At 35.8% G+C, this 22,032-nt stretch carries 24 protein-coding genes; 6 read left to right on the top strand and 18 right to left on the bottom strand.

Annotation, left to right across the window (positions count from 1 at the left end; genetic code table 11):
• Positions 1–207: 207 nt before the first annotated feature.
• The 4 genes from MWH30_RS09505 to MWH30_RS09520 all read right to left on the bottom strand — a co-directional run bounded on the left by MWH30_RS09505 (position 208) and on the right by MWH30_RS09520 (position 3,567).
• Complete coding sequence (locus MWH30_RS09505) at positions 208–1,122, bottom strand: DUF8173 domain-containing protein (RefSeq protein WP_248663843.1); 915 nt, start codon at positions 1,120–1,122, stop codon at positions 208–210.
• Positions 1,123–1,159: 37 nt separating this feature from the next.
• On the bottom strand, positions 1,160–2,188 hold the full coding sequence (locus MWH30_RS09510; protein WP_248663844.1) for a rod shape-determining protein: 1,029 nt from the start codon (positions 2,186–2,188) through the stop codon (positions 1,160–1,162).
• 248 nt (positions 2,189–2,436) lie between these two features.
• A complete protein-coding gene (locus tag MWH30_RS09515) occupies positions 2,437–2,859 on the bottom strand; it encodes an OmpH family outer membrane protein (protein ID WP_248663845.1) in 423 nt (140 codons plus the stop codon).
• Between the two features lie 177 nt (positions 2,860–3,036).
• The gene (locus tag MWH30_RS09520) at positions 3,037–3,567 is read right to left on the bottom strand and encodes a CPBP family intramembrane glutamic endopeptidase (protein WP_248663846.1); all 531 of its coding nucleotides are present in this window, start codon (positions 3,565–3,567) and stop codon (positions 3,037–3,039) included.
• A gap of 398 nt (positions 3,568–3,965) precedes the next feature.
• Here MWH30_RS09520 and MWH30_RS09525 point away from each other — a divergent pair, with 398 nt between their 5' ends.
• Both MWH30_RS09525 and MWH30_RS09530 read left to right on the top strand, forming a co-directional pair.
• Positions 3,966–4,385 (top strand): secondary thiamine-phosphate synthase enzyme YjbQ, encoded by a 420-nt coding sequence (locus MWH30_RS09525; RefSeq protein WP_248663847.1) that lies wholly within the window; start codon positions 3,966–3,968, stop codon positions 4,383–4,385.
• A 286-nt stretch (positions 4,386–4,671) separates the two neighbouring features.
• Complete coding sequence (locus MWH30_RS09530) at positions 4,672–6,255, top strand: DEAD/DEAH box helicase (protein ID WP_248663848.1); 1,584 nt, start codon at positions 4,672–4,674, stop codon at positions 6,253–6,255.
• 71 nt (positions 6,256–6,326) lie between these two features.
• Here MWH30_RS09530 and MWH30_RS09535 read toward each other — a convergent pair whose 3' ends face one another.
• The 10 genes from MWH30_RS09535 to MWH30_RS09580 form a co-directional block, all read right to left on the bottom strand.
• Positions 6,327–6,857 (bottom strand): ferritin-like domain-containing protein, encoded by a 531-nt coding sequence (locus MWH30_RS09535; protein ID WP_248663849.1) that lies wholly within the window; start codon positions 6,855–6,857, stop codon positions 6,327–6,329.
• Positions 6,858–6,944: 87 nt separating this feature from the next.
• Positions 6,945–7,796 (bottom strand): DUF4349 domain-containing protein, encoded by an 852-nt coding sequence (locus MWH30_RS09540; protein WP_248663850.1) that lies wholly within the window; start codon positions 7,794–7,796, stop codon positions 6,945–6,947.
• Positions 7,797–7,939: 143 nt separating this feature from the next.
• Positions 7,940–8,833 (bottom strand): Hsp33 family molecular chaperone HslO, encoded by an 894-nt coding sequence (gene hslO, locus MWH30_RS09545; RefSeq protein ID WP_248663851.1) that lies wholly within the window; start codon positions 8,831–8,833, stop codon positions 7,940–7,942.
• A 14-nt stretch (positions 8,834–8,847) separates the two neighbouring features.
• A complete protein-coding gene (locus tag MWH30_RS09550; protein WP_248663852.1) occupies positions 8,848–9,966 on the bottom strand; it encodes a M50 family metallopeptidase in 1,119 nt (372 codons plus the stop codon).
• Between the two features lie 159 nt (positions 9,967–10,125).
• Positions 10,126–10,323 carry a hypothetical protein gene (locus MWH30_RS09555; RefSeq protein WP_248663853.1) on the bottom strand — a complete coding sequence of 66 codons (198 nt, stop codon included), beginning with the start codon at positions 10,321–10,323 and terminating at the stop codon, positions 10,126–10,128.
• A 13-nt stretch (positions 10,324–10,336) separates the two neighbouring features.
• Positions 10,337–10,483: a hypothetical protein gene (locus tag MWH30_RS09560; RefSeq protein WP_248663854.1), complete on the bottom strand. Its 147-nt coding sequence runs from the start codon at positions 10,481–10,483 to the stop codon at positions 10,337–10,339.
• A gap of 215 nt (positions 10,484–10,698) precedes the next feature.
• On the bottom strand, positions 10,699–11,325 hold the full coding sequence (locus MWH30_RS09565; protein ID WP_248663855.1) for a tetratricopeptide repeat protein: 627 nt from the start codon (positions 11,323–11,325) through the stop codon (positions 10,699–10,701).
• A gap of 76 nt (positions 11,326–11,401) precedes the next feature.
• Entirely contained in the window at positions 11,402–11,851 is a 450-nt protein-coding gene (locus MWH30_RS09570) for a hypothetical protein (protein ID WP_248663856.1), read from the bottom strand.
• Positions 11,852–11,890: 39 nt separating this feature from the next.
• Complete coding sequence (locus tag MWH30_RS09575; protein ID WP_248663857.1) at positions 11,891–13,255, bottom strand: TM1812 family CRISPR-associated protein; 1,365 nt, start codon at positions 13,253–13,255, stop codon at positions 11,891–11,893.
• Positions 13,256–13,507: 252 nt separating this feature from the next.
• On the bottom strand, positions 13,508–14,020 hold the full coding sequence (locus MWH30_RS09580; protein WP_248663858.1) for a spore coat protein: 513 nt from the start codon (positions 14,018–14,020) through the stop codon (positions 13,508–13,510).
• Between the two features lie 72 nt (positions 14,021–14,092).
• Here MWH30_RS09580 and MWH30_RS09585 point away from each other — a divergent pair, with 72 nt between their 5' ends.
• The 4 genes from MWH30_RS09585 (at position 14,093) to MWH30_RS09600 (ending at position 15,818) form a co-directional block, all read left to right on the top strand.
• Complete coding sequence (locus MWH30_RS09585) at positions 14,093–14,557, top strand: FMN-binding protein (protein ID WP_308221614.1); 465 nt, start codon at positions 14,093–14,095, stop codon at positions 14,555–14,557.
• Positions 14,523–14,723, top strand: a complete 201-nt coding sequence (locus MWH30_RS09590) for an FMN-binding protein (RefSeq protein ID WP_248663859.1) — start codon at positions 14,523–14,525, stop codon at positions 14,721–14,723. Before MWH30_RS09585 ends, MWH30_RS09590 begins: the two co-directional genes overlap by 35 nt.
• Positions 14,724–15,195: 472 nt before the next feature.
• Positions 15,196–15,546 carry a type II toxin-antitoxin system RelE/ParE family toxin gene (locus MWH30_RS09595; RefSeq protein WP_248663860.1) on the top strand — a complete coding sequence of 117 codons (351 nt, stop codon included), beginning with the start codon at positions 15,196–15,198 and terminating at the stop codon, positions 15,544–15,546.
• Positions 15,547–15,548: 2 nt separating this feature from the next.
• Positions 15,549–15,818 carry a helix-turn-helix transcriptional regulator gene (locus tag MWH30_RS09600; RefSeq protein ID WP_248663861.1) on the top strand — a complete coding sequence of 90 codons (270 nt, stop codon included), beginning with the start codon at positions 15,549–15,551 and terminating at the stop codon, positions 15,816–15,818.
• A gap of 678 nt (positions 15,819–16,496) precedes the next feature.
• On the opposite strand, the gene pyrE is transcribed toward MWH30_RS09600, so the two are convergent.
• Genes pyrE through carB form a run of 4 tightly spaced genes read right to left on the bottom strand, consistent with a single transcriptional unit; the run spans position 16,497 to position 22,028 of the window.
• Entirely contained in the window at positions 16,497–17,069 is a 573-nt protein-coding gene (gene pyrE, locus MWH30_RS09605; RefSeq protein ID WP_248663862.1) for an orotate phosphoribosyltransferase, read from the bottom strand.
• A gap of 26 nt (positions 17,070–17,095) precedes the next feature.
• Complete coding sequence (locus MWH30_RS09610) at positions 17,096–18,016, bottom strand: dihydroorotate dehydrogenase (protein WP_248663863.1); 921 nt, start codon at positions 18,014–18,016, stop codon at positions 17,096–17,098.
• Entirely contained in the window at positions 18,009–18,803 is a 795-nt protein-coding gene (locus MWH30_RS09615; RefSeq protein ID WP_248663864.1) for a dihydroorotate dehydrogenase electron transfer subunit, read from the bottom strand. Before MWH30_RS09615 ends, MWH30_RS09610 begins: the two co-directional genes overlap by 8 nt.
• A gap of 12 nt (positions 18,804–18,815) precedes the next feature.
• Positions 18,816–22,028 carry a carbamoyl-phosphate synthase large subunit gene (gene carB / locus MWH30_RS09620; RefSeq protein ID WP_248663865.1) on the bottom strand — a complete coding sequence of 1,071 codons (3,213 nt, stop codon included), beginning with the start codon at positions 22,026–22,028 and terminating at the stop codon, positions 18,816–18,818.
• Positions 22,029–22,032: the final 4 nt, after the last annotated feature.

Raw genomic sequence — 22,032 nt, forward strand, 5'->3', positions numbered from 1 at the left:
GGGGTTGAGAGGCCTTCGAGGTTTCCAAATATTAAAGAAAAAACCTAGTAACATGCTTAAAAGTACTCTAATCCTTCTTAAACACTGCTATAATAAGTGTTTGCGTGGGGTCTGTTTACCTAGTAAGTGTCGAACTCGGGTAAAAAATTACCTAATTAAAAAATCTCGTTCTCATAACAAGAACGAGAGCTACTAAGCAATTATATGCTATTCATCCTCATCATCAATATCTTCTTCATTAGTAATTTCCTGCTTATTAAACCAAGGTTTGTTAGTCCCGAACTTCGTATCCAATACTACTCCTAATGCCAAAAAGGTAATAACTAAATAAGCTATACCTCCTATTACTGGAATGGCTTCTAAGATCCAAAGAGCTATAACGCCTAGCAGCAACTTAACAAAAATATTTAAACCTATACTCCCTACCTTCTCAATTCTATCCCCAACCCATAAAACAATAGCTACATAACCTATAAACCTAGTAACAATAAAAGCTAATATCAAAAAAGGAATTAAAGGAATACCTATTAAAGATAATAAAAATACTAAAATAAGCAACGGAAATAAAATAACACTTAGCAAACCCAATCCTAATTTTTTGCCGGGACTCTCCTCTAAGGCATACATCATTCTCCGTTCATGCTTAGGGATTATTATAAAAAGCAAAACTGTTAATCCATAAAGCATAATTAATCTTGAGATTTTAAAGCCCCAGCTAAAAAAAACATCAACAGGTAAAGTAAAATTAGTACTTCGCAATAGTTCTTTATTAAAACCACTCACCTGAGTAATTGTCCCTTTAATCTCAGCATTTTCTCCTTGATTAACCTGACCTAGTATAGAAACTAAGTCTCCTCGAATTGAGTTATTGACACTTACATCTCCTAATATAGCTACTACATCACCATTAACTGTACCATTAACCTCGATATCACCTAATATAGCCACTAGATCGCCATTAATACTTTCTTGCTCTGAGATATAAATATCATCCATTACTCTAACAATGCCGTTTCCATCACTGAGCTCGACACTCATAGCTGTTTCAGCTAAACCATCATTTACCAAAACAACACTGCTCAATAAAACCCAAAACAATAATAAGAAAAAGAAGCGTCTCATTTAATTTACTCACCTCTTTATCTAAAGTTAAAACTTACTAAGAAGTTACTAATATATCCTTTAAATCATCTAATTCTTCTAAAACCTTACAGGTTCCATTAGCAACACAGTTAAGAGGATCCTCGGCTACATAGACTGGAGCATCAATCTCTGCTGATAACAGTTCATCCAAACAAGTCAATAATGCACCTCCACCAACCATTACTATTCCCCTCTCCAATATATCCGATAATAATTCCGGAGGTGTCTGGTCTAAGGTAAGTTTAACAGCTTTAATAATTCCTTGAATTGGCTCCATTAATACCTCTTTTATTTCGGCAGCATCAATTTCGATGGACTTAGGCAAGCCTTCAACTAAATCACGCCCTCGAATATCTACTACTCCATCATTATTGCTTTTACAAATTGAGCCCAAATTTATCTTTATTTCTTCAGCAGTTCTATTACCAACTACTAAATTATATTCATCTTTTATGTAGTTAACAATAGCTTCGTCCATCTTATTACCAGCTATTTTAACCGAACGTTTAGTAACTATACCTCCTAGAGAAATAACAGCTATCTCAGTAGTTCCTCCACCAATATCAACTACCATACTTCCTACTGCTTCTTGAATAGGTAAACCAACTCCAATAGCTGCTGCCATAGCTTCTTCAATTAAGTAAGCCTCCCTGGCTCCAGCTCTTAAAGTAGCATCTATTACCGAACGTCTCTCTACATCTGTCATTTCTGAAGGAACACAAACAACAATTCGAGGTTTAACAACCTTTTTCTTTTGATGAGCCTTATTAATAAAATAGCTTAACATTTTTTCAGCAATTTCAAAATCATGAATAACTCCATCCTCCATAGGTTGAACAGCCATAATACTATCTGGAGTTCTACCTAACATCTTTCTAGCTTCTTTACCAACCTTCAAAACTTCACCAGTTTCTTTCCTAACCGCTACTACTGAAGGTTCTTTAATTAACAGTCCCTCTCCTTTCACGCATACTATTGTATTAGCAGTTCCTAAATCAACCCCCATGCTGCTAACAAAAGGTTCAGTTAAAAACTTTATTACCATTTTAATCTTGCCCCTTTCTCCTGAAAAAATTTCAGGTTTAAAATCCATTAAAAGTCTAAAGCTCAACTGAAAATACCAACTGAAGGACTAATAATTAAATTCAACACAGCTGTTGAGTTTCCCTTTAAATATTAATAAATTTACAAGTAAAATCTAAATTAGACATTTTTTTATCAAGCTACTCTTCTATATAAAAATCAAATAAAGCTGCTGGCATATTATATACCAGCAGCTTTATTTAACAACTTTTATTGAAGTTCTGCTAAAATCTCTTCGGTAACATCTTCCCCACCAGCTAAGAGCATATTATCGCCTACTATATAATCATAACCTTTTTCATCTGCAATCTGTTGAATATCAGCTCTTAATTCAGCAAAAGCCTCTTCCATTAACTGGTTTTGTAACTCTTGAAGTTCTTGTTCAAACTGTTGCTGCATCATTTGAGATTCTCCAGGATCTAAATCACCAAGCTCTTCTCGCATTTTCTGCACTTCTAATTGAAGTTTCTCTCTAGCTTCTTGTGTAGCAGGGTGAGCTTCAAAGACACTCTCAATATTTACATAAACAATTTTAGTGCTTTCAGCAGCTCTAACGGATAAGCTAAAAGATGATATAAGCAGGAAAACAATTAACAAACTCAAAACTGCTTTTCTTTTATTCATTTTTAACATAAATACCTCCTCCCTTTATTTATTAGCAAAATCATTAAATGGTATTGCAGTTTATGAAACTAATCTTTTAAAAATATTAAAACCACTATGTAAACCCTTATTTCTAGACAAGAATATTAAATCCTCCTTAATCTTTATATAAATTGAAAATATTATCCTCAAAGTTTATCAAAAATATTAGTTTTTATATAAAAGTCTTAAGCTGCTCAATAAGTTAATAGTCATATGTAAAGCAATTGGTCCCCATAAAGAACCCGAAAGCATATAAAAATAAGCAAGAATTAATCCTAATAAAAAACTTATTAAAGTATAGCTAAAAAGATCTTCCAAAAATCCTCCGTGTCCCAGAGCAAAAAGAATGCTACTTCCCCAAACTCCTATTAGCGATACTAAAATTCCTCGAAAAAAGATTTCTTCAATAATAGGAGGAATAACAGCAACTATCCAAAAGTTCCTTTTAGTTAATGGTAACGATGAAAACATTTTATCTAATTTTTTTAAAGAACCTAAAAAATTAATTCCTAACAAAAGTAATAACCAAAGTATAAAACCTAAAGTTATTCCTATCAAAGCATATATATACCAATCTGCAACAACAAAAAATGAAGCAATTATATCTATTCCTAAAAAAATTTCATTTAAAACTATAGCTAATAATAACATTACCCCTTGAGTAAATAAAACAATATTTTCAAAGCTGTTAATCATTTTATAACCTTCCTCTTTTTCTTTTTATTTGAAAATATAGAAATACTTTATTAAAAAATAGGACATCTTTGAATATCCTCAAAATAATCTTCTTAAGCATATTAGTATTTAAGAGCTGGTAAAGGATACTCAAGATGCCCTAGAGCCAGTATATCAAAGATTCCAAAAAAAGAGAAGGTCTTAAATATAATAAAAGAATATCTTACTAGTCCTCATCATTCAATTTTTGAGCTAATTTTCTATCAGCAGCTTCTTTAATATCTTTAACTGCCTCCTTAAGTTTAGTTTTTAATTAAAGTTAAGCAAAGATACCTAGAAAAAGTAACTCTACCTGTTAAAAAAATAAAAGTAGTATGTTATAATTTAACTATCTCAAAACTTATCAGGAGGTAAAACTAATGAAATCGTTTCGTGAATATTTATGGTTTGAAACTAAGGAAAGAGAGGAACTGGTCAACATAACTCAACAAGTACAAAAAATAGTAGAGCAAAGTGGAGTTCAGGAAGGATTATGCTTAGTTAATGCAATGCATATTAGTGCTAGCGTTTTTATCAATGATGCTGAAAGTGGGCTCCACCAGGACTTTAAAGAGTGGTTAGAAGAATTAGCACCTCATGAACCTACCTCTCAATACTTACATAATCGAGGAGTCGAAGATAATGCCGCCGCTCATCTAAAACGACAGATTATGGGCCGAGAAGTAACAATAGCAATCACTGAAGGAGAACTGGACTTCGGGCCCTGGGAACAAATCTTTTATGGAGAGTTTGATGGACAGCGCAGAAAACGAGTACTTGTTAAAATAATTGGCGAATAGTTGGCTTTAATTGGATAAATCAAGAGTAATATTTGCTATTAAATTTGTTTTTTGTTAGTTTATCTGATATAATCACTTGAGTCGGGACAATCTGTTTAAAATAAATACTGGTTAGCTGCGTTGTGATTTAGATACTTAAAATTATTTAGCTCATAATTAAAGTTGCCTTGAGGCAACTTTTTTCTTTGGTATTTATCGAAATTAAATAATTTATCTTGATATAGTAAAAATTATTTAGTACAGATTAACTGATAATAACTAATATCTAAGGAGAAGTGAAAATTAAATGGAAAAAAACAGTTTTAAAGAATTAGGATTATCAACAGAAATTAACAAGGCAATCGAAGATATGGGTTTTGAAGAAGCAACTCCCATTCAGGCCCAAGCAATTCCGCATATACTAGAGGGCAAAGATGTAATAGGCCAGGCCCAAACTGGAACCGGAAAAACAGCCGCTTTTGGAATTCCAACTTTAGAAATGGTCGAAGAAGATAGTAAAGAAGTTCAAAGTTTAATTCTATGTCCTACTAGAGAATTGGCTATTCAGGTATCCGAAGAAATCAAAAGATTATCTAAATATAAAAGAAAAATTAAAGCCTTACCAATCTATGGTGGACAATCGATTAAGCGTCAGATTAAAGCCTTAAAAAAAGGAGTTCAGATTGTAATTGGAACTCCAGGCCGGATTATGGATCATATGCGCAGAGGTACTCTGAAAATTGCTAATCTAAAGAGTATCATCTTAGATGAAGCAGATGAAATGTTAAATATGGGCTTTAGAGATGATATTGAAACAGTTTTAAAAGGGATTGAAGGGGAAAGGCAGACTATCTTCTTCTCAGCTACAATGCCTAGGGCAATTTTAAAGTTACGAAAGAAGTATCAAAACAATCCTGAAATAGTCAAGGTAGTACGTAAAAAATTAACAGTACCTAATATTGAACAGGCCTACTTTGAAGTAAAAAAGGGGAATAAATTAGAAGTGCTATCTAGATTAATCGATATCTATAATCCTGAATTAGCCTTAGTATTCTGTAATACTAGAAAACAGGTTGATGAGTTGGCAATTAAGCTTCAGGCCCGTGGCTACTTTGTAGACGGTCTGCACGGTGGCTTAAAACAACCACAGCGGGACCGAGTTATGAATAAGTTCAAAAATGGAACTATAGAAATTTTAGTAGCTACGGATGTAGCTGCTAGAGGAATAGATGTTGATGATATCGAAATCGTATTCAACTATGATATACCTCAAGATCAAGAGTATTATGTACATCGTATTGGTAGAACTGGCCGCATAGGAAAAACCGGTCTAGCCTTTACCTTTGTAGTTGGCAGAGAAATTTATCAACTGAAGAGTATTGAAAAATATACTAAAACTAATATTGAAAGAAGACGCATTCCTTCAGCTAACGATGTAAAAGAGATTAAAATGGAGCTGTTATTAGATAGAGTAACCGAAACCTTAGAAAATGATAATCTAACCCTAGAAACTCAATTAATAGAAAAATTAATTGAAGATGATTATGTTTCCTTCGATATAGCAGCTGCCTTATTAAAATTAATGCTGGAAGAACAAGAGAAAGAAAAAGAAGCAGAAGTAGATAGCTTTGGTGATACCGGAGCAGAACCAGGTATGGTTAAGCTATTTATAAACATTGGTAAAAAACAAAAAGTAACTCCCGGAGATGTTGTAGGAGCTATTGCTGGTGAAACCAGTATTTCGGGCAGTTTAGTCGGCCTGATCGATATTTATGACGGCTTTACTTTTGTAGAGGTTCCTCGTGAGTATGCCCAAGAAGTATTGAAAGTGATGAAAAATAATCAAATCAAAGGGAAAACTATCAATATCGAACCTGCTAATCCAAAGTAAAAAACCATTATCTATAACAATAAAGCGCTTTGTACCTCAGTTTTTCAGCTGGGTAAAAAGCGCTTTAAAATTTATATTAACTGTAAACCATTAAGCACTTGCTTTTTAGCAGTTATACTTATAGGTAGCTCTTCTATTTTTGATCTCAACCACGACTTTTGGTTAAAATCAGAACAATACTTACTCAGTTTTTGCATAAATAGACCAATATGGCGCAGTTCATCCTTAATAATCCTATTTAACATCATTTCCACTTGAGGATCAGAGATAGCTTCAATATGCTGATAATACTGTAAAATTGCTTCTAGTTCCGCATCAATATCAGCCCGCAAAATATCACAGACATCGTATTGATAATTAACATAGTCCCCACTCCAATATCTCTCTTCAGCATCCCAAATACGAGGATCAACTCCTGCTTCTTCTAAAAAGTTACCTAACTGATCCATATGCTTCATTTCCTCAATAGCAACATCTTCTAATAGCTCAGCTACATCTTCTTCTTCAACAACTAAATGATGATGAAAATACTGTTTTACAGCAGTAACTTCACTCACTTTGCCGGCATAATCATCCAATAATAACTCAAAATTTTTACTCATCTAAATCCCCCATTAAAATTTATTTCTATACTTTAATGTATATTATTAATTAAGCTAAGGAGATGTGAGTAAAAAGCAGATTATAGTCTAATTCTTTCTGCTCTTAATAAGTTTATAAAGCAAAAATATAACTAAGCTTAACAAGCCAAACCAAGGAACTATAGCTCCTATAAAAATAATAATATTATTGATGCTACTAATAAAATTACTAACTGCCTCCTTAAAACTATCAGCAAAGCCTAAACCAGGGCCAGCAATAGCTGCTGGCTGTGAAATATGCAAGTCAATAGTTGATAGTTCAACCTTAGTATCGTAATAGCGCATTCTACCTTCGATACTCTCAATCTCTCTTCTAACCCTATTTAGTTCATTCTCAATTTTTAAGATATCTTCTACACTTTCCGCCTTTTCTAAAAGTTCTTGATATCTTTTTTCCTGGTGTTTGAAGTTTTCAAGACGCATCTCCAAATCCAGATACTCCTCAGTAATATCCTGACTATTAATTTGCTTATCCTTAAGCTCTCCTAGCTCCTTTAAGTCCTCTAAAGCACTCGAAAACTTATCCTGAGGAATCTGTAAAGTATAGTTCAAAAACTTACGATTGTTATGATCCTGCCACTGTCGCGAATTGGAAATATAGCCTTCGTAAGCTTCAACCAAAGTATTGATCTCCCGAGAAATATCTTCCCAATCTCTTCTCTCCAGTCTTAAGCTGGCTCGACGAATTATTTTACGCTCAACATTTTCTAAAGTTTGAGCAGTAATACTATCTTTAGTGAAATCTCCTCTACCAACAGGAGCCTCTATTTGTTCTGTCCGAGATATATCCCTTTGATATGAAACTGTATCAACTGCACTATCCTGACAGGCCGTTAAAAATAATAACCCTAGCAATAAAGCAATTAGAAAATATTTTTTAATTAACTTATTTCTATTCAAATTAACCCCTCCCTTTATATAGTTTGCTATAGATTAATTTAAAGCAATTATAGCTAAACCCCTTTTATTATTTAACAACATAAAAGGTACAAATTTCTAACTAGAAATCTGTACCTTACTAAAGCAATAAGATTATTTATGTTTTAATCAAGTTGATTCATACTCTTAACCTTAGTAAATAACTCCTCCACCTCTGCTTCTTCAAAGCTATATACTTCTCCACAAAAATGACAGCGAATCTCCACCTGACCTTCCTGGGCTACTATCTCCTCTATTTCTTGCTGGCCTAAACTAACTAACAAGCTTTTAGTACGCTCTCGATCACACTTGCACTGGTAGGCAACTTCTCGCTCAGCCAAAACTCTGAATTTAAAACCAGTTAACACCTTCTCCAAAAGCTCTTCTGGACTTAAACCTTGGTCTATTAGTTTGCTTACAGATTTTATCTCGGCTAAGTTTTTCTCTAACTGTTCTATCGTTTCTTCACTGGCCTCCGGCAATAGTTGAATAATAAATCCTCCCGCAGCTTTTACAGAACAATCAGTATCTACCAAAACTCCTAAAGCAACTGCGGCAGGTGTCTGTTCAGACTTACTAAAATAATAGGTGATATCTTCTCCAATCTCACCAGAAACCAACGGAACACTGCTTTCATATTCTTCTTTTAAGCCCATATTTTTATAAACAAAGAGCTCTCCTTCTCCGATAGCTCTAGCTACATCCAACTTCCCAGCTTGATTGGTTATAAAGTCTACTTCTGGATTGGCAACATAACCTCTCACTTCTCCGTAATGGTTGGCTTCAGCAATTATCTTTTGCAAGGGCCCGTCTCCAATAATCTTCAATCCTGTTTCATGCCCAGTTTTAACCATAGAACCCATCAATAAGGCAGCACTTAAAGCTCTGCCCAAAGCTGCCGTCGCCACTGGAGTAGTAGCATGTGCTTGTTGAGCATTACTAACAACCTGAGTTGAATTAACGGCTAGGGCCCTAATCTCTTTATTAGTAGTCATCACCCTAATTAAATAATCCTTCAATCTTGATTCCTCCTTTAGCTAATCTTTTTCTCTTTTAACGTCTTCAGTCGATAAGCCTTCATAATATCCGACCTAGTCAAAATTCCCTTTAACTCTCCCTCATCCATTACCATCAATCGACCGATATCGGCCTGAGATAGCTTCTTAAAAGCCTCATAAAGCGCCTCTTCAGGCTCCACTACAATAACCTCACAGGTCATAATCTCCTCCACTTCTCTCTCTTGCTGTTCCTCTTTAGGCACAGCCTCAATATCCTCTAAAGTTACACAACCCATTAAGCTTCCCCCTTCATCTACCACAGGATATCCAAAGTGCCTTTCCTGTAACATCTTCTCCATCAACTCCTGCACCTTCATCTCTGCTGGCACTGTAGAAACTTTACTGCTCATTAAATCAGCCACTGTAAAGTCCAAAAAAGTATCCTTAATTACATTTAATTGATACTCCTGTGAAGCCCCAATATAAATAAAGAAAGCAATTAAAATTATCAAAATTCGTCCCGCCATTAATCCATAAAATCCAAACAGAAAAGCAAAAAACTTACCGATATCGGTAGCAATCTTAGTAGCACGCAGATAAGATGTTTTTCTAGCAATTAAAGATCTTAAAATCCTACCTCCATCGGATGGAAAGGCTGGTAAGAGATTAAATAAGGCCAAAAATATATTCATAAAACCCAAATAATACATTATCAACTCTAGATCGGCAATTAAAAACCCAGCTAAGAACCCTACCAAAAATAATAATAAAAATCCTAATACTAGGCTGAACAGCGGGCCCGCAAAAGCCATCCAAACTTCATCTTGAGGCTCTTCAAACTCATCTTCCATCTGAGCCACCCCACCCAAAAGCATTAACGTAATATCTCTAATCTCAATTCCTCTACTACGAGCTACAAAAGAATGAGCCAACTCATGTAAGGCCACGCTAACAAAAAGTAAAATAGCCAGTATTAAACCCAACCAATAAGGATTTAAAGATAGACTAGCAGTAGCAACGCCAGCCACCTCAGCAATAGCTCCAATATTATTGCCGATAGTAACTGCAAAAAAAGGTAAAATCAATAAAAAGCTGATATGTAATCTAATCGGAATCCCCGAGATCTTCATTATAGTAACTGAATTCTTAAACATTTATCTACTACCTCCCCAGTCATAAAGAATTTTTTATATTATTTCCAAGACAAATCTTAACTATTAAGTTACCCATCACCACGCCACCCACCTTCAAAATTAAAAAGATAAGACCAGCTATTCTCAAGCTGGCCGCTTTACTTATCTAAAGCAATAGTATTAACCCTTCTTTTCTTCTTTAATAGCTTGGTCAGCCTCATTAACAGCTTCTACGAAAGCCTCCCATTCATCAGCTAAAAAAGCACAACTAGCTGATACATCCTCTGAAGCCACTAATAAACCAATCTCCTCACCTTCAGTCTGAACCCCAATAGTCAGTTTCTCTCCAATCTTCCTTTCTTCAATAATACTCTCCATAAATTTTCCTCCTTTACTTCATTAACTTATTAATCAGTTTACGACCAATAACCTTATTCTTAGCCCTTTTAGCTACTCGCTTCGAATCACCGCTAGATAAAGTCTCAATATCGTTAGCAGTTCTAGCTAATTTATAAAGAAAACTAACCAACTTTTTCATAAAAGCACCTCCTAATTTAAAGAGGGCTAGAATTAATCCAGTCCTCCAAACTGCTTAATCTCAACCCTTATTTTAATGGATTTTAAAATGTTACTTTAAGCAGCTACTCTACCGTTTCAATCCTTGTTTTAAATAGAATCTAAGTAGTAGAGATTTTACTCTTTATCTATATTATTATGCTTAGACTATATTTTTCCTGCTTGAAATTAAAAATTTTAATCTAACACTGCTTTAGCTTCATCACCAACTCGGCTGTAGTAATAAACTGCCCTAAACCGACTTCCAGTTTTATAGTAGCTAATAGCTAATAATAAAGTAGTATAATCATTTCTATTTTCTACTTTACTCAGTATCTCTCGAGCTTGCTCATATTCTCCCATTTCTCCATAAGCCAAAGCTTTATAGTTATATAGGTTAGCATTATCAGCATCCAACTCAATAGCCCGCTTAAAATACTCTGCTGAGCGAGAATATCTTTCATCTAAGTAGTATAAAAAGGCTAAATGATTTAAATTTTTGAGCTGCTCAAACTCTCCCCCATTTAAATTGTTGTAAGCGGTAAGCGTTAAACTGCTCCATTCATCCAAAGTAATATTCTTAAATGAATCAAACTTTTCTTGACCAGCTTTAATATCGCCTAAATTACCATAAGCAACACCTAAGTAAAACTTTAACTTTAAGTTATCAGTCGCCTCTTTTAATAAATCCTGATTCTTCTTAACCTCGCTTTCCCACTCTGCTACAAAGGCAGAAGTTCCTGCGGAATATGAAGCTTTTGAAGTTAAAAACAAAAGACATAAACTAAATAACAAAGCAATAGCTATCAACCGCTTACTAATCATTTGTCTTCCCCCTTAGCTACTCAATTACTAAATTAGCAAATCTAATATGTTTTTATTATTTCTGTCTTATCTTTAACTATTCTACCGTTTCCATTATCTCAGCTTTAATTCTAAACTTGCTCTTAGCTCCATACTGATCTACTTTCTCTCCTACCTCCAGCCTACCTACTACTCGCTGTAAATCTCTAGAAAAACGAAAGCCCTGTTCTGAGGGAAAGTAAACTTGAACTACAGTAAAGTAATTAACCTCTTCTCCTTCACAAAAAGGACATGCTACTCCCGGGTTAGCGGTTAAATAAAAATAATCTACATCTAAAGGGGTTAAAGTAGACATATAACCCTCCATCTCCACCACTTCTCCATCCAACTTTTTTATTTCCTCAGCAATATCATACTCCTGTTCATCTACTTCCCGGGCCAGTTCCTCAAAACTTACAGAGGTCCCTGTTAACTCTTCACCTCCACAAGCAGTAAGCATTAAAATAAGTAACAGTAAAATAATAACTTTTAAGTAGTTTTTGAGCATAAATTTAACAGTCTCCTTAGTTTAAACTAGAATCTATTCCTATTTTTTCTGAAGTCTCTTTAGATCCTTTGATATAATTTTTTTAACATCCTCTATATATTCACCGAGATACTTTTTAAGACCTTGCGCATCCTCACTATTTCTCTTCATTCCTAACCGGTCAATATCCTGCTTCGATTTTAAAAACTTACTATATAAACGAGGAAAGTCAGGATATTTTTTATCAACTACTGCTAATACCTGCTCAAAAACCTCCCTATCATTCATAATTCCTACCGGAGTTAACTGATAACCCTCTCGCCAAGCCTGAAACTTTTTATGTAAATACTTCAAGGTTTCTTTTATATCTTCTCTAACCTCTTCATCATTGTGATTATAGCCAATTTCTTTACTTACTATCGTAACTAAGTTTTCTGTTAAGAGAGTCCAACCTTGTTGAATAAAGTTATGCTCTAAACACCAGTCCAAAATTTGAAAGTAATTCTGTAACTCGGTTCCATTATTCATAGCAAGACCATTTAGCTTAAACTTGAGCTTACTAAGCAGCCTTATATAAGGCAGTAGTTGTTGATTATTTAGATTAAATTTATCATCGAACTTAGCCAACTGTTTAGCTACAGATAGCGCCGCATCATTTAACTCCCGACCTCGACATGATTTCAATTTCAAATCAAAATCCTTTAAGACCTTCAACAGTTGCTCTAAATCCTGAAAAAAATTATCTTTATCCTCAGTAATTACTGCTAATCTTTCCTGGTCAACACTAAAAATCTCCTCTAATTCTTTGAAACTACCGGTAGTGCAAAAATTATCTACAGCTTTAGTCCATTCATCGAGATAGTTTAGAGCAGTTAAGTCTAAAAATGAAGGACCTAAACCTGTTTTAGGTAGTTTATCGAGCTTCTGTTGAACTTCTAAATCATCCATTAAAGCTAAAGCAAACTCTATACTGTTAATTTTAATATCTTTTAAAACCTTAAGATAGTTCAAAGCATTCATGATTAATAATGATTGATAATTAGTTGCACAAGTCAAGTCTAAATAGATCTCATCTCCCATAGCTACTTCCTCTACTAAACTATTAAAAAGCTGCCAAAGTTTATCCTCAGTATAACCTTTGGAAACTTCCATAACCTTATAATTAAAACTTAACTCCTCTTTCTCTTTGATTTTTTCCAAAGTCTCCTGCAAACCTAGTTTATAACTATCAACATTATCCTTTGAAGCAGACCTATTAAACTCAATAGCCTTTCCAGTAGCTAAAACTAATACTTCATCGATTTGCTGCTGATATTTTTTTATAAAGATTTCTTGAATATAGTTGCAGTTTCTAATCCCTTCACAATTACAAGTTTTAAAGTCATTACTTCCCAAAACTGTTATTAACCTTCTTGTCCTCGTCATCCACTTAACCTCCTACTACATTAATATCAAGTTGTTGAATAAAACACAACAAAATCAGCATTCAGTTACTCTATAGCAAATATTAAATTGCTTTTATACTTAGTCTATAAGCCTCCGGTGAAATAATTACAACTATAATTTAACCTTCAACGATCAGAAAAACATTTCCTGCAAATATCATAAATTTTTGATTTTTTAATTTGTCAAGTTATAACAAAAAACAATGGGGCCCATATGGGCCCCATTAAAAGCTTAATTATTAGCTGGATTAACAGTTTTCCAACCCTTTTGATTCATCATTTCAAATAGCTGTTGTTTATGCTGATGTTCCTCCTGTTGAATATGTTCTAAAGCTTGCATTACCTCTTGATTAGCAGACTCTAAAACAGAATTATCATAGGAATTAGAAACATATTTTTCAGTCATTAAGGCATCCTGTAATAGCTGACGATCAGAAAGACTATCGCTATTTTGAGCATTCTTAGCTTCCATGGCAGCATTAGCAACTTCCATCTCATTCTTTTGCTGTTGGGCCGTATTTAAGTTCAACTGTTGACTTTGCTGTTGTTGATTCTGCTGCTTGCCATTAAGTAAATCATTTAAAGTCTGAGCATGCTGGCGCTCTTTATCGGCTAAATTATTAAATAAATCAGCTACCTCCTGATCTTGAGCTTGATTAGCATAAGCTTGATACTTTTGAATACAGATCTCTTCGGCTGTTATATTCTCTTTAATTTGGCTCTTTTCTTTAGCTGTTAGTTGCATCTAAACCCTCCTAGGTGATATTTATCTTTATTATTCCTAGGCTCGACCAAAGTATTCACATTCTCAAAGGTCATAGGATGTAGAGATGAAGCATCAACCGAATTAACAGACGGCGAATATGTAGGTTATTCAACAGCTAGCTCTAGAGGCTATGTAGAAGCTATAGTTACAGTTGAAAGTGATGACATTATCAATGTAGATCTGATAGAATACCAACCTGAGCCAGGAGCAGCCAAGGACGAAGATTATGGATTCGATGCTTGGCACGAAGCTATGGAATTACTACCTAACAGCTTTATAGAAGCTAATAGTGCTCAAGTAGATATTGTTTCCGGTGCTACTAGCACAAGCAATATGGCTATTGAAGCAGTAGATATGGCACTTCAAAAAGCACAGGGAGTAACAAAGTTTGAAGGAACTTATTTAGGATTTAGTGAAAAAAGTGAACGAGGTAACCATGGCGTAGCCTGGGTTACAGTAAAAGATGGGGAAATTACTGAGATTGAACTCAAGAAAGCTGCCGAAGGAGAGGTATAAAGGTGATGATTATGATTTTGAACCACATCATGAAGCTAAAGAAGAACTGGCAGCAGCTTTTGTAGAAGCTAACAGTGCTGAAGTAGATATTTATGCTGGAGCCACTAGCACAAGTAACATGGCCAAGGAAGCTGTAGCCTTAGCTTTAGAAAAAGCTGGACTATAGAATTAACATTAAAAGACTGGCTTTTAGGTAAAGCCAGTCTTTTTCTCTCTTTATATAATCAATTAAGCCATCCGTGAAATTTTATCCTAAATAGTAGCTGCAATAACTACTGCTAACAAACTTTCACGGATTATATATGGAATCTGGAAAAACAATGAACCGTTTAGGGTAAGTAACATAGCAATATATACTTGTTAAAAGTTTACAAAAAGTAAGCTTAGTTTTACCTGTCTTTTTTAGCCACTAAAATAATTTGAACTTTTTCTTGACATCTATTAGCTGATTTATGTGAAGTTTTGCCGTGCATTTTTAATGAGCATCTTAGAATTATTTCTTCTACACTATATAACTCCTCTTTTAACTTTCATTACATTAATTCCAACATTTAAACTACTATCAAATTTGAATAGTCTACTTGTCATCATAACATATATGTGATATGATAAGTGTGTAATCTAACTGGAGTGATAGCATGTACAAAATAAAATATTATCTGGAAGATGGTCAATCTCCCGTTGTTAACTTTATCAAAGAACAATCACCAAAAGAACAGGCTAAAATTTTAAGAGAAATAGACCTACTTGAAGAATTTGGTCTTTCTCTAGGAATGCCACATATTAAAAAGCTTAAAGGTTATAATGATTTATGGGAATTACGTATAAAACATAGCTCTAATATTTTTCGAATCTTCTTTTTAAACTATAAAAATGGAATTCTCGTCCTACTACATGGCTTCCAAAAAAAATCAAATAAAACACCAAAACGAGAAATAAATAAAGCTTTAAATAGAATCAAAATTATTAATAAAAAGAGAGGTGAATAATTATGGATCATAAAGAAGTAAAAGAACTCCTTATGCAATCACCTGAAGTAAAAAAAGAATATGAAAACCTAAACACTCTTTATGAAATTAAAAAACAAATTATTAAATTGCGGTTAGAGCAAGGATTAAGCCAAAAAGAACTAGCTGAAAAAGTTGGGACAAAACAATCTGCAATTTCTCGTTTAGAAAATGATGATTATAATCCAAGTGTTGAATTTCTTAGTAAAGTGGCACATGCATTGGGGAAAAAATTAAAAATAAGATTTCATTAACAGTGGTTAATCCCGCTGTTATTTTTTCTTTATCAATTAAAAGCTTATATAAATATATTATATCAAATTCTTACAAAAAACCAAATTTATGTAAAATATAACCCTGGCTTATCATCAAAAAACTTTAATCAAATTAAGAAATAATTCTAAGTTATTCTTTGTTTCAACATATTCAGCTACAAATTAAAATCAAATTTTCATACTATTATTATGCAATATTTGTCATCAGTTAGATTTCGTAAATATTTTTATTGTACGAAGCGCTCCGCGTCATTTCCGCTCTCAGACTACATCTATGGAGTTTTATTCTCTACTTCTACTGAATTTAAGTTGTATTTTCTTAATATTTTTAATAGCTCCTATTGCTATCACTCTTCTTTTTCCTTATTTATCAACTTTTATATCTATTAATTTATCTCACTACTACAATTTAGACCTACTTATCCTTAATAATAATTTTTTTATAATCTTAAACTTTTTTATATCTGTAAAACAAGGTTTAAAAATAATCTTCCTTTATATTTAAATAATACTATATCAACACATTTTTTCCTGCTTAAAACAGAAAAAATAGGTTCTATTAACATAAATTAAAAAATCTAGTTCATTATAGGGCCCTATAATGAACTAGATTACCTTAACTACTGCTTATAAAATTCTTATCCAATCAAATAATTACTAAACATCCCTACTTCCGGGTTTATCTATTGGAACTCCTGCTGCACACAAAGGACAGTCCTCCGGGCTATAGGTCTCTACTTCCATAGTCAAGAGAGCTTCTTTCTGTACTCCAAAATCAACCTCACCACCACTGCGGTCAACTAAGATACCTACTCCTACTAAGTCTCCGCCATATCTTTCAACTACCTCTATTACCTCACGAACCGAACCACCAGTAGTAGTTACATCCTCGACTAATAGTACTTTATCGCCTTCGTTAATCTCAAAACCGCGCCGTAGAGTCATCTCACCATCTTCTCGCTCGGCAAAGATAGCCTTCTTACCTAAAGCTGCTCCCATAGCATAAGAGATAATGATTCCGCCAATAGCCGGAGCAATTACTAAATCTATCTCCTGGTCTTCAAATCGCTTAGCTAATTCAGCACATAGCTCTTCAGTGTACTCCGGATACTGAAAAACCTGAGCACACTGTAAGTACTCCTTACTATGCTGGCCAGAAGTTAGCTTAAAATGTCCTTCTTGTAACATTCCAGTCTCCTTAAAGATCTCAATTACTCTTTCTTCCTTCATAAAGATTAATCTCTCCTCAATGAGTATTAATTGGCTTCAACTACCCCGATAATGTCTTGAACTGAACTGTGGTTTTTCTTAATTAAATAGTCTTCAATTCCTTGGATAACTTCCATACTCACCCTAGGATTTACAAAATTAGCTGTACCTATAGCCACAGCACTGGCTCCAGCTAAAAAGAACTCAATAGCATCGCGACTTTCCATTATGCCCCCCATACCGATTAAGGGAATATCTACTGCCTGAGCTACTTGATAAACCATGCGTACCGCTACTGGTCTGATAGCCGGGCCCGATAATCCACCCACATTATTAGCCAAAATCGGCTTTTGAGTCTCAATATCTATCTTCATACCCACTAAAGTATTGATTAAAGAGATAATATCACTACCTGCTTCCTCTACCGCCCTAGCTATCTCAGTAATATCGCTTACGTTAGGAGATAGTTTAGTAATTACTGGCAAGTCAGTACTTTCCACTACCGCTTCTACCACTCCCGCAGCCATCTCCGGCTCAGTACCAAAGGCTAAACCGCCCTTTTTTACGTTAGGACAGGAGATATTGACCTCCAAAGCTGCTACCCCTGAAGCTGAAGACAGCTTAGCAGCTAACTTTTTATAATCAGCCACCTCATTACCAGAGATATTAACAATAGTTTTAAAGGAATAATCCTTAATCTTCGGTAAAATCTCTGCAATCAAATAATCTACCCCAGGATTTTGCAAACCGATAGCGTTTAACATACCCGCTGGAGTCTCAGCAATGCGGGGAGTTGCATTACCTAGCTTAGGCTCTAAGGTAGTTCCTTTAACCATCACTCCCCCTAAACGATCCAAATCTACATAATCAGCATACTCCTCAGCAAAACCGAAGGTTCCCGAGGCGGTTAAGACAGGATTATGCAAGTTTAATCCATTTAAATCTACACTTAAATCAACTTTACTCATCAAAAATCACCTCATCAGCCCTAAAGACTGGCCCTTCACTACAGACTCGTTGGTACTCAAAGCCTGACCCCTGCTGCACCTTTACTTTACAGACACAGGAAAGACAGGCTCCAGTACCGCAACCCATCCGTTTTTCCAAGGATAGCTGAGCCTCAACACCTGCTTTAAGAGTAATCTCTTGCACCGCAGCTAACATAGCTTCGGGCCCGCAGGCAAAAACTTGACCGTAGCTATCAGCCAGCAGCTCCTCTAGTAGTTCGGTCACGTAACCTTGATGTCCTAAACTACCGTCAATAGTAGCCACTTTAAGCTGCAATGGTAGCTGCTCTAGCTCACCCATACAGAGTAGTTCTAACTCATTAGCAGCTCCCAATAAGAATGCCACCTCTTTATCTAATTCAATTAGCTCTTTAGCCAAAGGAACTAAGGGAGCTACCCCTATTCCTCCAGCTACCAGCACTACCTTATCCGCTGTATTAGTTAAGTCAAAACCATTTCCTAAGGGCCCTAAAACATCTATTTCTTGACCAGGTCTACGTTCTAGCAACTGCTTCGTTCCTTTACCTAGCACTCGATAAAGAATCGCTACCTCACCTTGTTGTCGATCATAGTCATGGATACTGAAGGGCCGCCGCAATAAAGGATCTATCCCCTCTTTACACTGTAAATGTAAAAACTGACCTACCTGAGCCTCTTTGGCAATCTGCGGAGCACTAATTAGCAAACGATAGTCCTTGCTATTCAACTGTTGATTAGCAATAATTTTGGCTAAGCTTTGACTAGCCATTATACTTCACCTCTATCCTCTATAGTCCTGTAGAGCTAAATATTCGAAACGACCATTATCGGCTTTCTTAATCTCTTCTAAAACGTGCAAGATAGCTTCAGTAGTATCCAGAGAAGTCAGACAAGGAAGTCCGTGCTCTACTGCATTACGACGGATCTGAAAGCCATCTCTTTCCGGCTCTTTACCTTTAGTTAAGGTATTAACTACTACATCTATCTCATCGTCTCTAATTAAGTCCAATACGTGCGGAGAGCCTTCGGAAATCTTATTCACTGGCTGGGCTTCAATTCCAGCCTCAGCTAAGGCTTGCGCCGTTCCTTGAGTAGCTAAAATATTAAAGCCTAGATCGGCAAAACGTTTTACTATTGGAATTACTTCATCCTTATCCTTGTCAGCAATAGTAGCTAAAATATTCCCATCTTCTGGAATATCGATTCCCGAAGCTACTAAAGCCTTATATAGTGCCTTAGAATAATCATAGTCGATACCTAAAACCTCTCCGGTAGACTTCATCTCGGGCCCTAAAGAAGTATCTACTTTACCTAATTTAGAAAAGGAGAAAACTGGTGCTTTAATAGCCGTATAATCAGGCTCCGGCCACAGTCCACTTTCATAACCTAAATCCGCTAGCTTCTTACCTAACATAGCTTGAGTAGCCAGCTTAACCATCGGCACTCCCGTTACTTTACTTAAGTAAGGAATAGTCCGGCTGGATCTAGGATTAACCTCAATCACATAAACCTGACCTTCGTAAACCACATACTGAATATTAAGCAGTCCTTTGACATCTAAAGCTCGACCTAGCTTTAAAGTATACTCTATTACCTGCTCTTTTTCATCCTCACTTAAAGTCCGGGCCGGATAAACAGCAATACTATCCCCCGAATGCACCCCGGCTCGCTCAATATGCTCCATCACTCCCGGAATCAACACATCTTCTCCGTCGGAGATAGCATCTACCTCTACCTCCTGACCGATAATATACTTATCAATTAAGATCGGGTGTTCAGTAGAAACTTTAACTGCATTTTCCATATACTCCAACAGCTCTTCTTCTTTATAAACCACTTCCATAGCTCTACCGCCTAGTACATAAGAAGGTCTCACTAACACCGGATATCCTAATTCAGCAGCTACCTTTTGAGCCTCCTCATAAGAGAACACTGTATCTCCCTGCGGAGCTGGAATATCTAATCTATCCAAAAGCTGCATAAACTTATCTCTATCCTCAGCAATATCTATAGCCTCTACCTCAGTCCCTAGAATCTCCACGCCAGCTTCGGCCAAAGGCTCAGCTAGATTAACAGCCGTCTGTCCTCCAAACTGCACTACTACTCCTTCTGGCTCTTCCAGGTCAATAATATTTAAGACATCCTCTTTAGTTAAAGGCTCAAAGTAGAGACGATCCGAAGTATCGAAGTCGGTACTTACCGTTTCCGGATTATTATTGACGATAATCGATTCATAGCCTTCCTCGCGTAAAGTCCAAGCCGAATGAACACTACAGTAATCAAACTCAATCCCCTGGCCAATGCGAATCGGGCCCGAACCGATCACTAAAGCCTTTTTCTTTTCAGTAGGCAAAGACTCATTCTCTCTTTCATAAGCCGAATAGTAATAAGGAGTCTCTGCTTCAAACTCTGCCGCACAGGTATCCACCATCTTATAAACAGGCTCTACTTCTAATTCTGCTCTTAACTCTCTAATTTCATCTTCAGTAACCCCTCGTAAAGCAGCAATATCTCGATCAGAAAAACCTAATTCCTTTACAGTCTGTAAATACTCTGCTGTTAGCTCCTCAACTTCCTCCAACTTCTGCTCGTGATCTATAATATTCTTCAACTTCCAGAGGAAGAACTCATCAATCATAGTAATTTGGTGAATCTCTGCTACCGACCAGCCTCTACGCAAGGCCTCAGCAACTACAAAGATTCGTTCATCATCAGCACTAACTAAATACTCCTTAATCTCCTCTTTACTCCACTCTTCACTACCAGGCAAACGAAGACTATACATGCCAATCTCCAAAGAACGAACCGCTTTTAAAAGTGAAGCTTCAAAAAGACGATCGATAGCCATTACCTCACCGGTAGCCTTCATCTGCGTACCTAACTCCCGGTCAGCATAGTGAAACTTATCGAAAGGCCAGCGCGGAATCTTGAAGACTACATAATCCAAAGCCGGCTCAAAGCAGGCATAGGTCTTTTTAGTTACCGCATTCTCTATTTCAGCTAAGGACTTACCGATAGCAATCTTAGTCGCCACCTTAGCAATAGGATAACCAGTAGCCTTAGAAGCTAAAGCACTAGAACGACTAACTCGCGGATTAACCTCGATAATATAGTACTGAAAGCTCTCCGGATGCAGAGCAAACTGCACATTACAACCACCTTCAATGCCTAGCTCTCTGATAATTTTCAAAGAAGAAGTCCTCAACAACTGATACTCCTTATCGGCTAAGGTCTGACTAGGAGCAACTACTATACTATCCCCGGTATGAATTCCTACTGGATCGAAGTTTTCCATATTACAGACGGTGATACAGTTATTATCTCCATCCCGCATCACCTCATACTCAACTTCCTTCCAACCAGCAATGCTCTTTTCAATCAACACTTGATCGATTAAGCTATGCTTTAAACCTCGCGAAGCCACTTCTTTTAGTTCCTCAGGACTATCGGCTACTCCCCCGCCAGTACCGCCTAAGGTATAAGCAGGTCTAACAATAACCGGATAACCGATATTGCTAGCTATTTCTTGGGCTTCCTCTATACTCGCCGCTATTTTACTTTCCAAAACCGGTTCTCCGATCTCATTTAACATGTTAATAAACTTATCTCTATCTTCAGCCTTTTGAATAGTTTCTAAATCGGTTCCTAACAGCTCTATTCCTAACTCCTCTAAAAGACCCTGTTCAGCCAGCTCTGAAGCTATATTCAAACCTGTTTGGCCTCCTAAAGTAGGTAATAAGCCGTCAGGCTGCTCTTGCTTAATAATTTCAGCTACCACTTCTGGCTTTAAGGGCTCAATATAAACTCGATCAGCAATATTCTGATCGGTCATAATTGTAGCTGGATTACTATTAATTAAAATTACTTCCATTCCTTCTTCCTGTAAGGCCCGACAAGCCTGAGTTCCTGCATAATCAAACTCCGCTGCTTGTCCAATAATAATCGGGCCCGAACCAATAACCATTACACTCTCTATGTCTTTCCGTTTTGGCATAATT

Source organism: Fuchsiella alkaliacetigena (assembly GCF_023227765.1).
Taxonomy (GTDB): domain Bacteria; phylum Bacillota; class Halanaerobiia; order Halobacteroidales; family Acetohalobiaceae; genus Fuchsiella; species Fuchsiella alkaliacetigena.

Coding starts and splice junctions, on each gene's coding strand:
- MWH30_RS09505 (WP_248663843.1), bottom strand. CDS start 1,122: ATGAGACGCTTCTTTTTCTTATTATTGTTTTGGGTTTTATTGAGCAGT.
- MWH30_RS09510 (WP_248663844.1), bottom strand. CDS start 2,188: ATGGTAATAAAGTTTTTAACTGAACCTTTTGTTAGCAGCATGGGGGTT.
- MWH30_RS09515 (WP_248663845.1), bottom strand. CDS start 2,859: ATGTTAAAAATGAATAAAAGAAAAGCAGTTTTGAGTTTGTTAATTGTT.
- MWH30_RS09520 (WP_248663846.1), bottom strand. CDS start 3,567: ATGATTAACAGCTTTGAAAATATTGTTTTATTTACTCAAGGGGTAATG.
- MWH30_RS09525 (WP_248663847.1), top strand. CDS start 3,966: ATGAAATCGTTTCGTGAATATTTATGGTTTGAAACTAAGGAAAGAGAG.
- MWH30_RS09530 (WP_248663848.1), top strand. CDS start 4,672: ATGGAAAAAAACAGTTTTAAAGAATTAGGATTATCAACAGAAATTAAC.
- MWH30_RS09535 (WP_248663849.1), bottom strand. CDS start 6,857: ATGAGTAAAAATTTTGAGTTATTATTGGATGATTATGCCGGCAAAGTG.
- MWH30_RS09550 (WP_248663852.1), bottom strand. CDS start 9,966: ATGTTTAAGAATTCAGTTACTATAATGAAGATCTCGGGGATTCCGATT.
- MWH30_RS09555 (WP_248663853.1), bottom strand. CDS start 10,323: ATGGAGAGTATTATTGAAGAAAGGAAGATTGGAGAGAAACTGACTATT.
- MWH30_RS09560 (WP_248663854.1), bottom strand. CDS start 10,483: ATGAAAAAGTTGGTTAGTTTTCTTTATAAATTAGCTAGAACTGCTAAC.
- MWH30_RS09565 (WP_248663855.1), bottom strand. CDS start 11,325: ATGATTAGTAAGCGGTTGATAGCTATTGCTTTGTTATTTAGTTTATGT.
- MWH30_RS09570 (WP_248663856.1), bottom strand. CDS start 11,851: ATGCTCAAAAACTACTTAAAAGTTATTATTTTACTGTTACTTATTTTA.
- MWH30_RS09575 (WP_248663857.1), bottom strand. CDS start 13,255: ATGACGAGGACAAGAAGGTTAATAACAGTTTTGGGAAGTAATGACTTT.
- MWH30_RS09580 (WP_248663858.1), bottom strand. CDS start 14,020: ATGCAACTAACAGCTAAAGAAAAGAGCCAAATTAAAGAGAATATAACA.
- MWH30_RS09595 (WP_248663860.1), top strand. CDS start 15,196: ATGTACAAAATAAAATATTATCTGGAAGATGGTCAATCTCCCGTTGTT.
- MWH30_RS09600 (WP_248663861.1), top strand. CDS start 15,549: ATGGATCATAAAGAAGTAAAAGAACTCCTTATGCAATCACCTGAAGTA.
- pyrE (WP_248663862.1), bottom strand. CDS start 17,069: ATGAAGGAAGAAAGAGTAATTGAGATCTTTAAGGAGACTGGAATGTTA.
- MWH30_RS09610 (WP_248663863.1), bottom strand. CDS start 18,016: ATGAGTAAAGTTGATTTAAGTGTAGATTTAAATGGATTAAACTTGCAT.
- MWH30_RS09615 (WP_248663864.1), bottom strand. CDS start 18,803: ATGGCTAGTCAAAGCTTAGCCAAAATTATTGCTAATCAACAGTTGAAT.
- carB (WP_248663865.1), bottom strand. CDS start 22,028: ATGCCAAAACGGAAAGACATAGAGAGTGTAATGGTTATTGGTTCGGGC.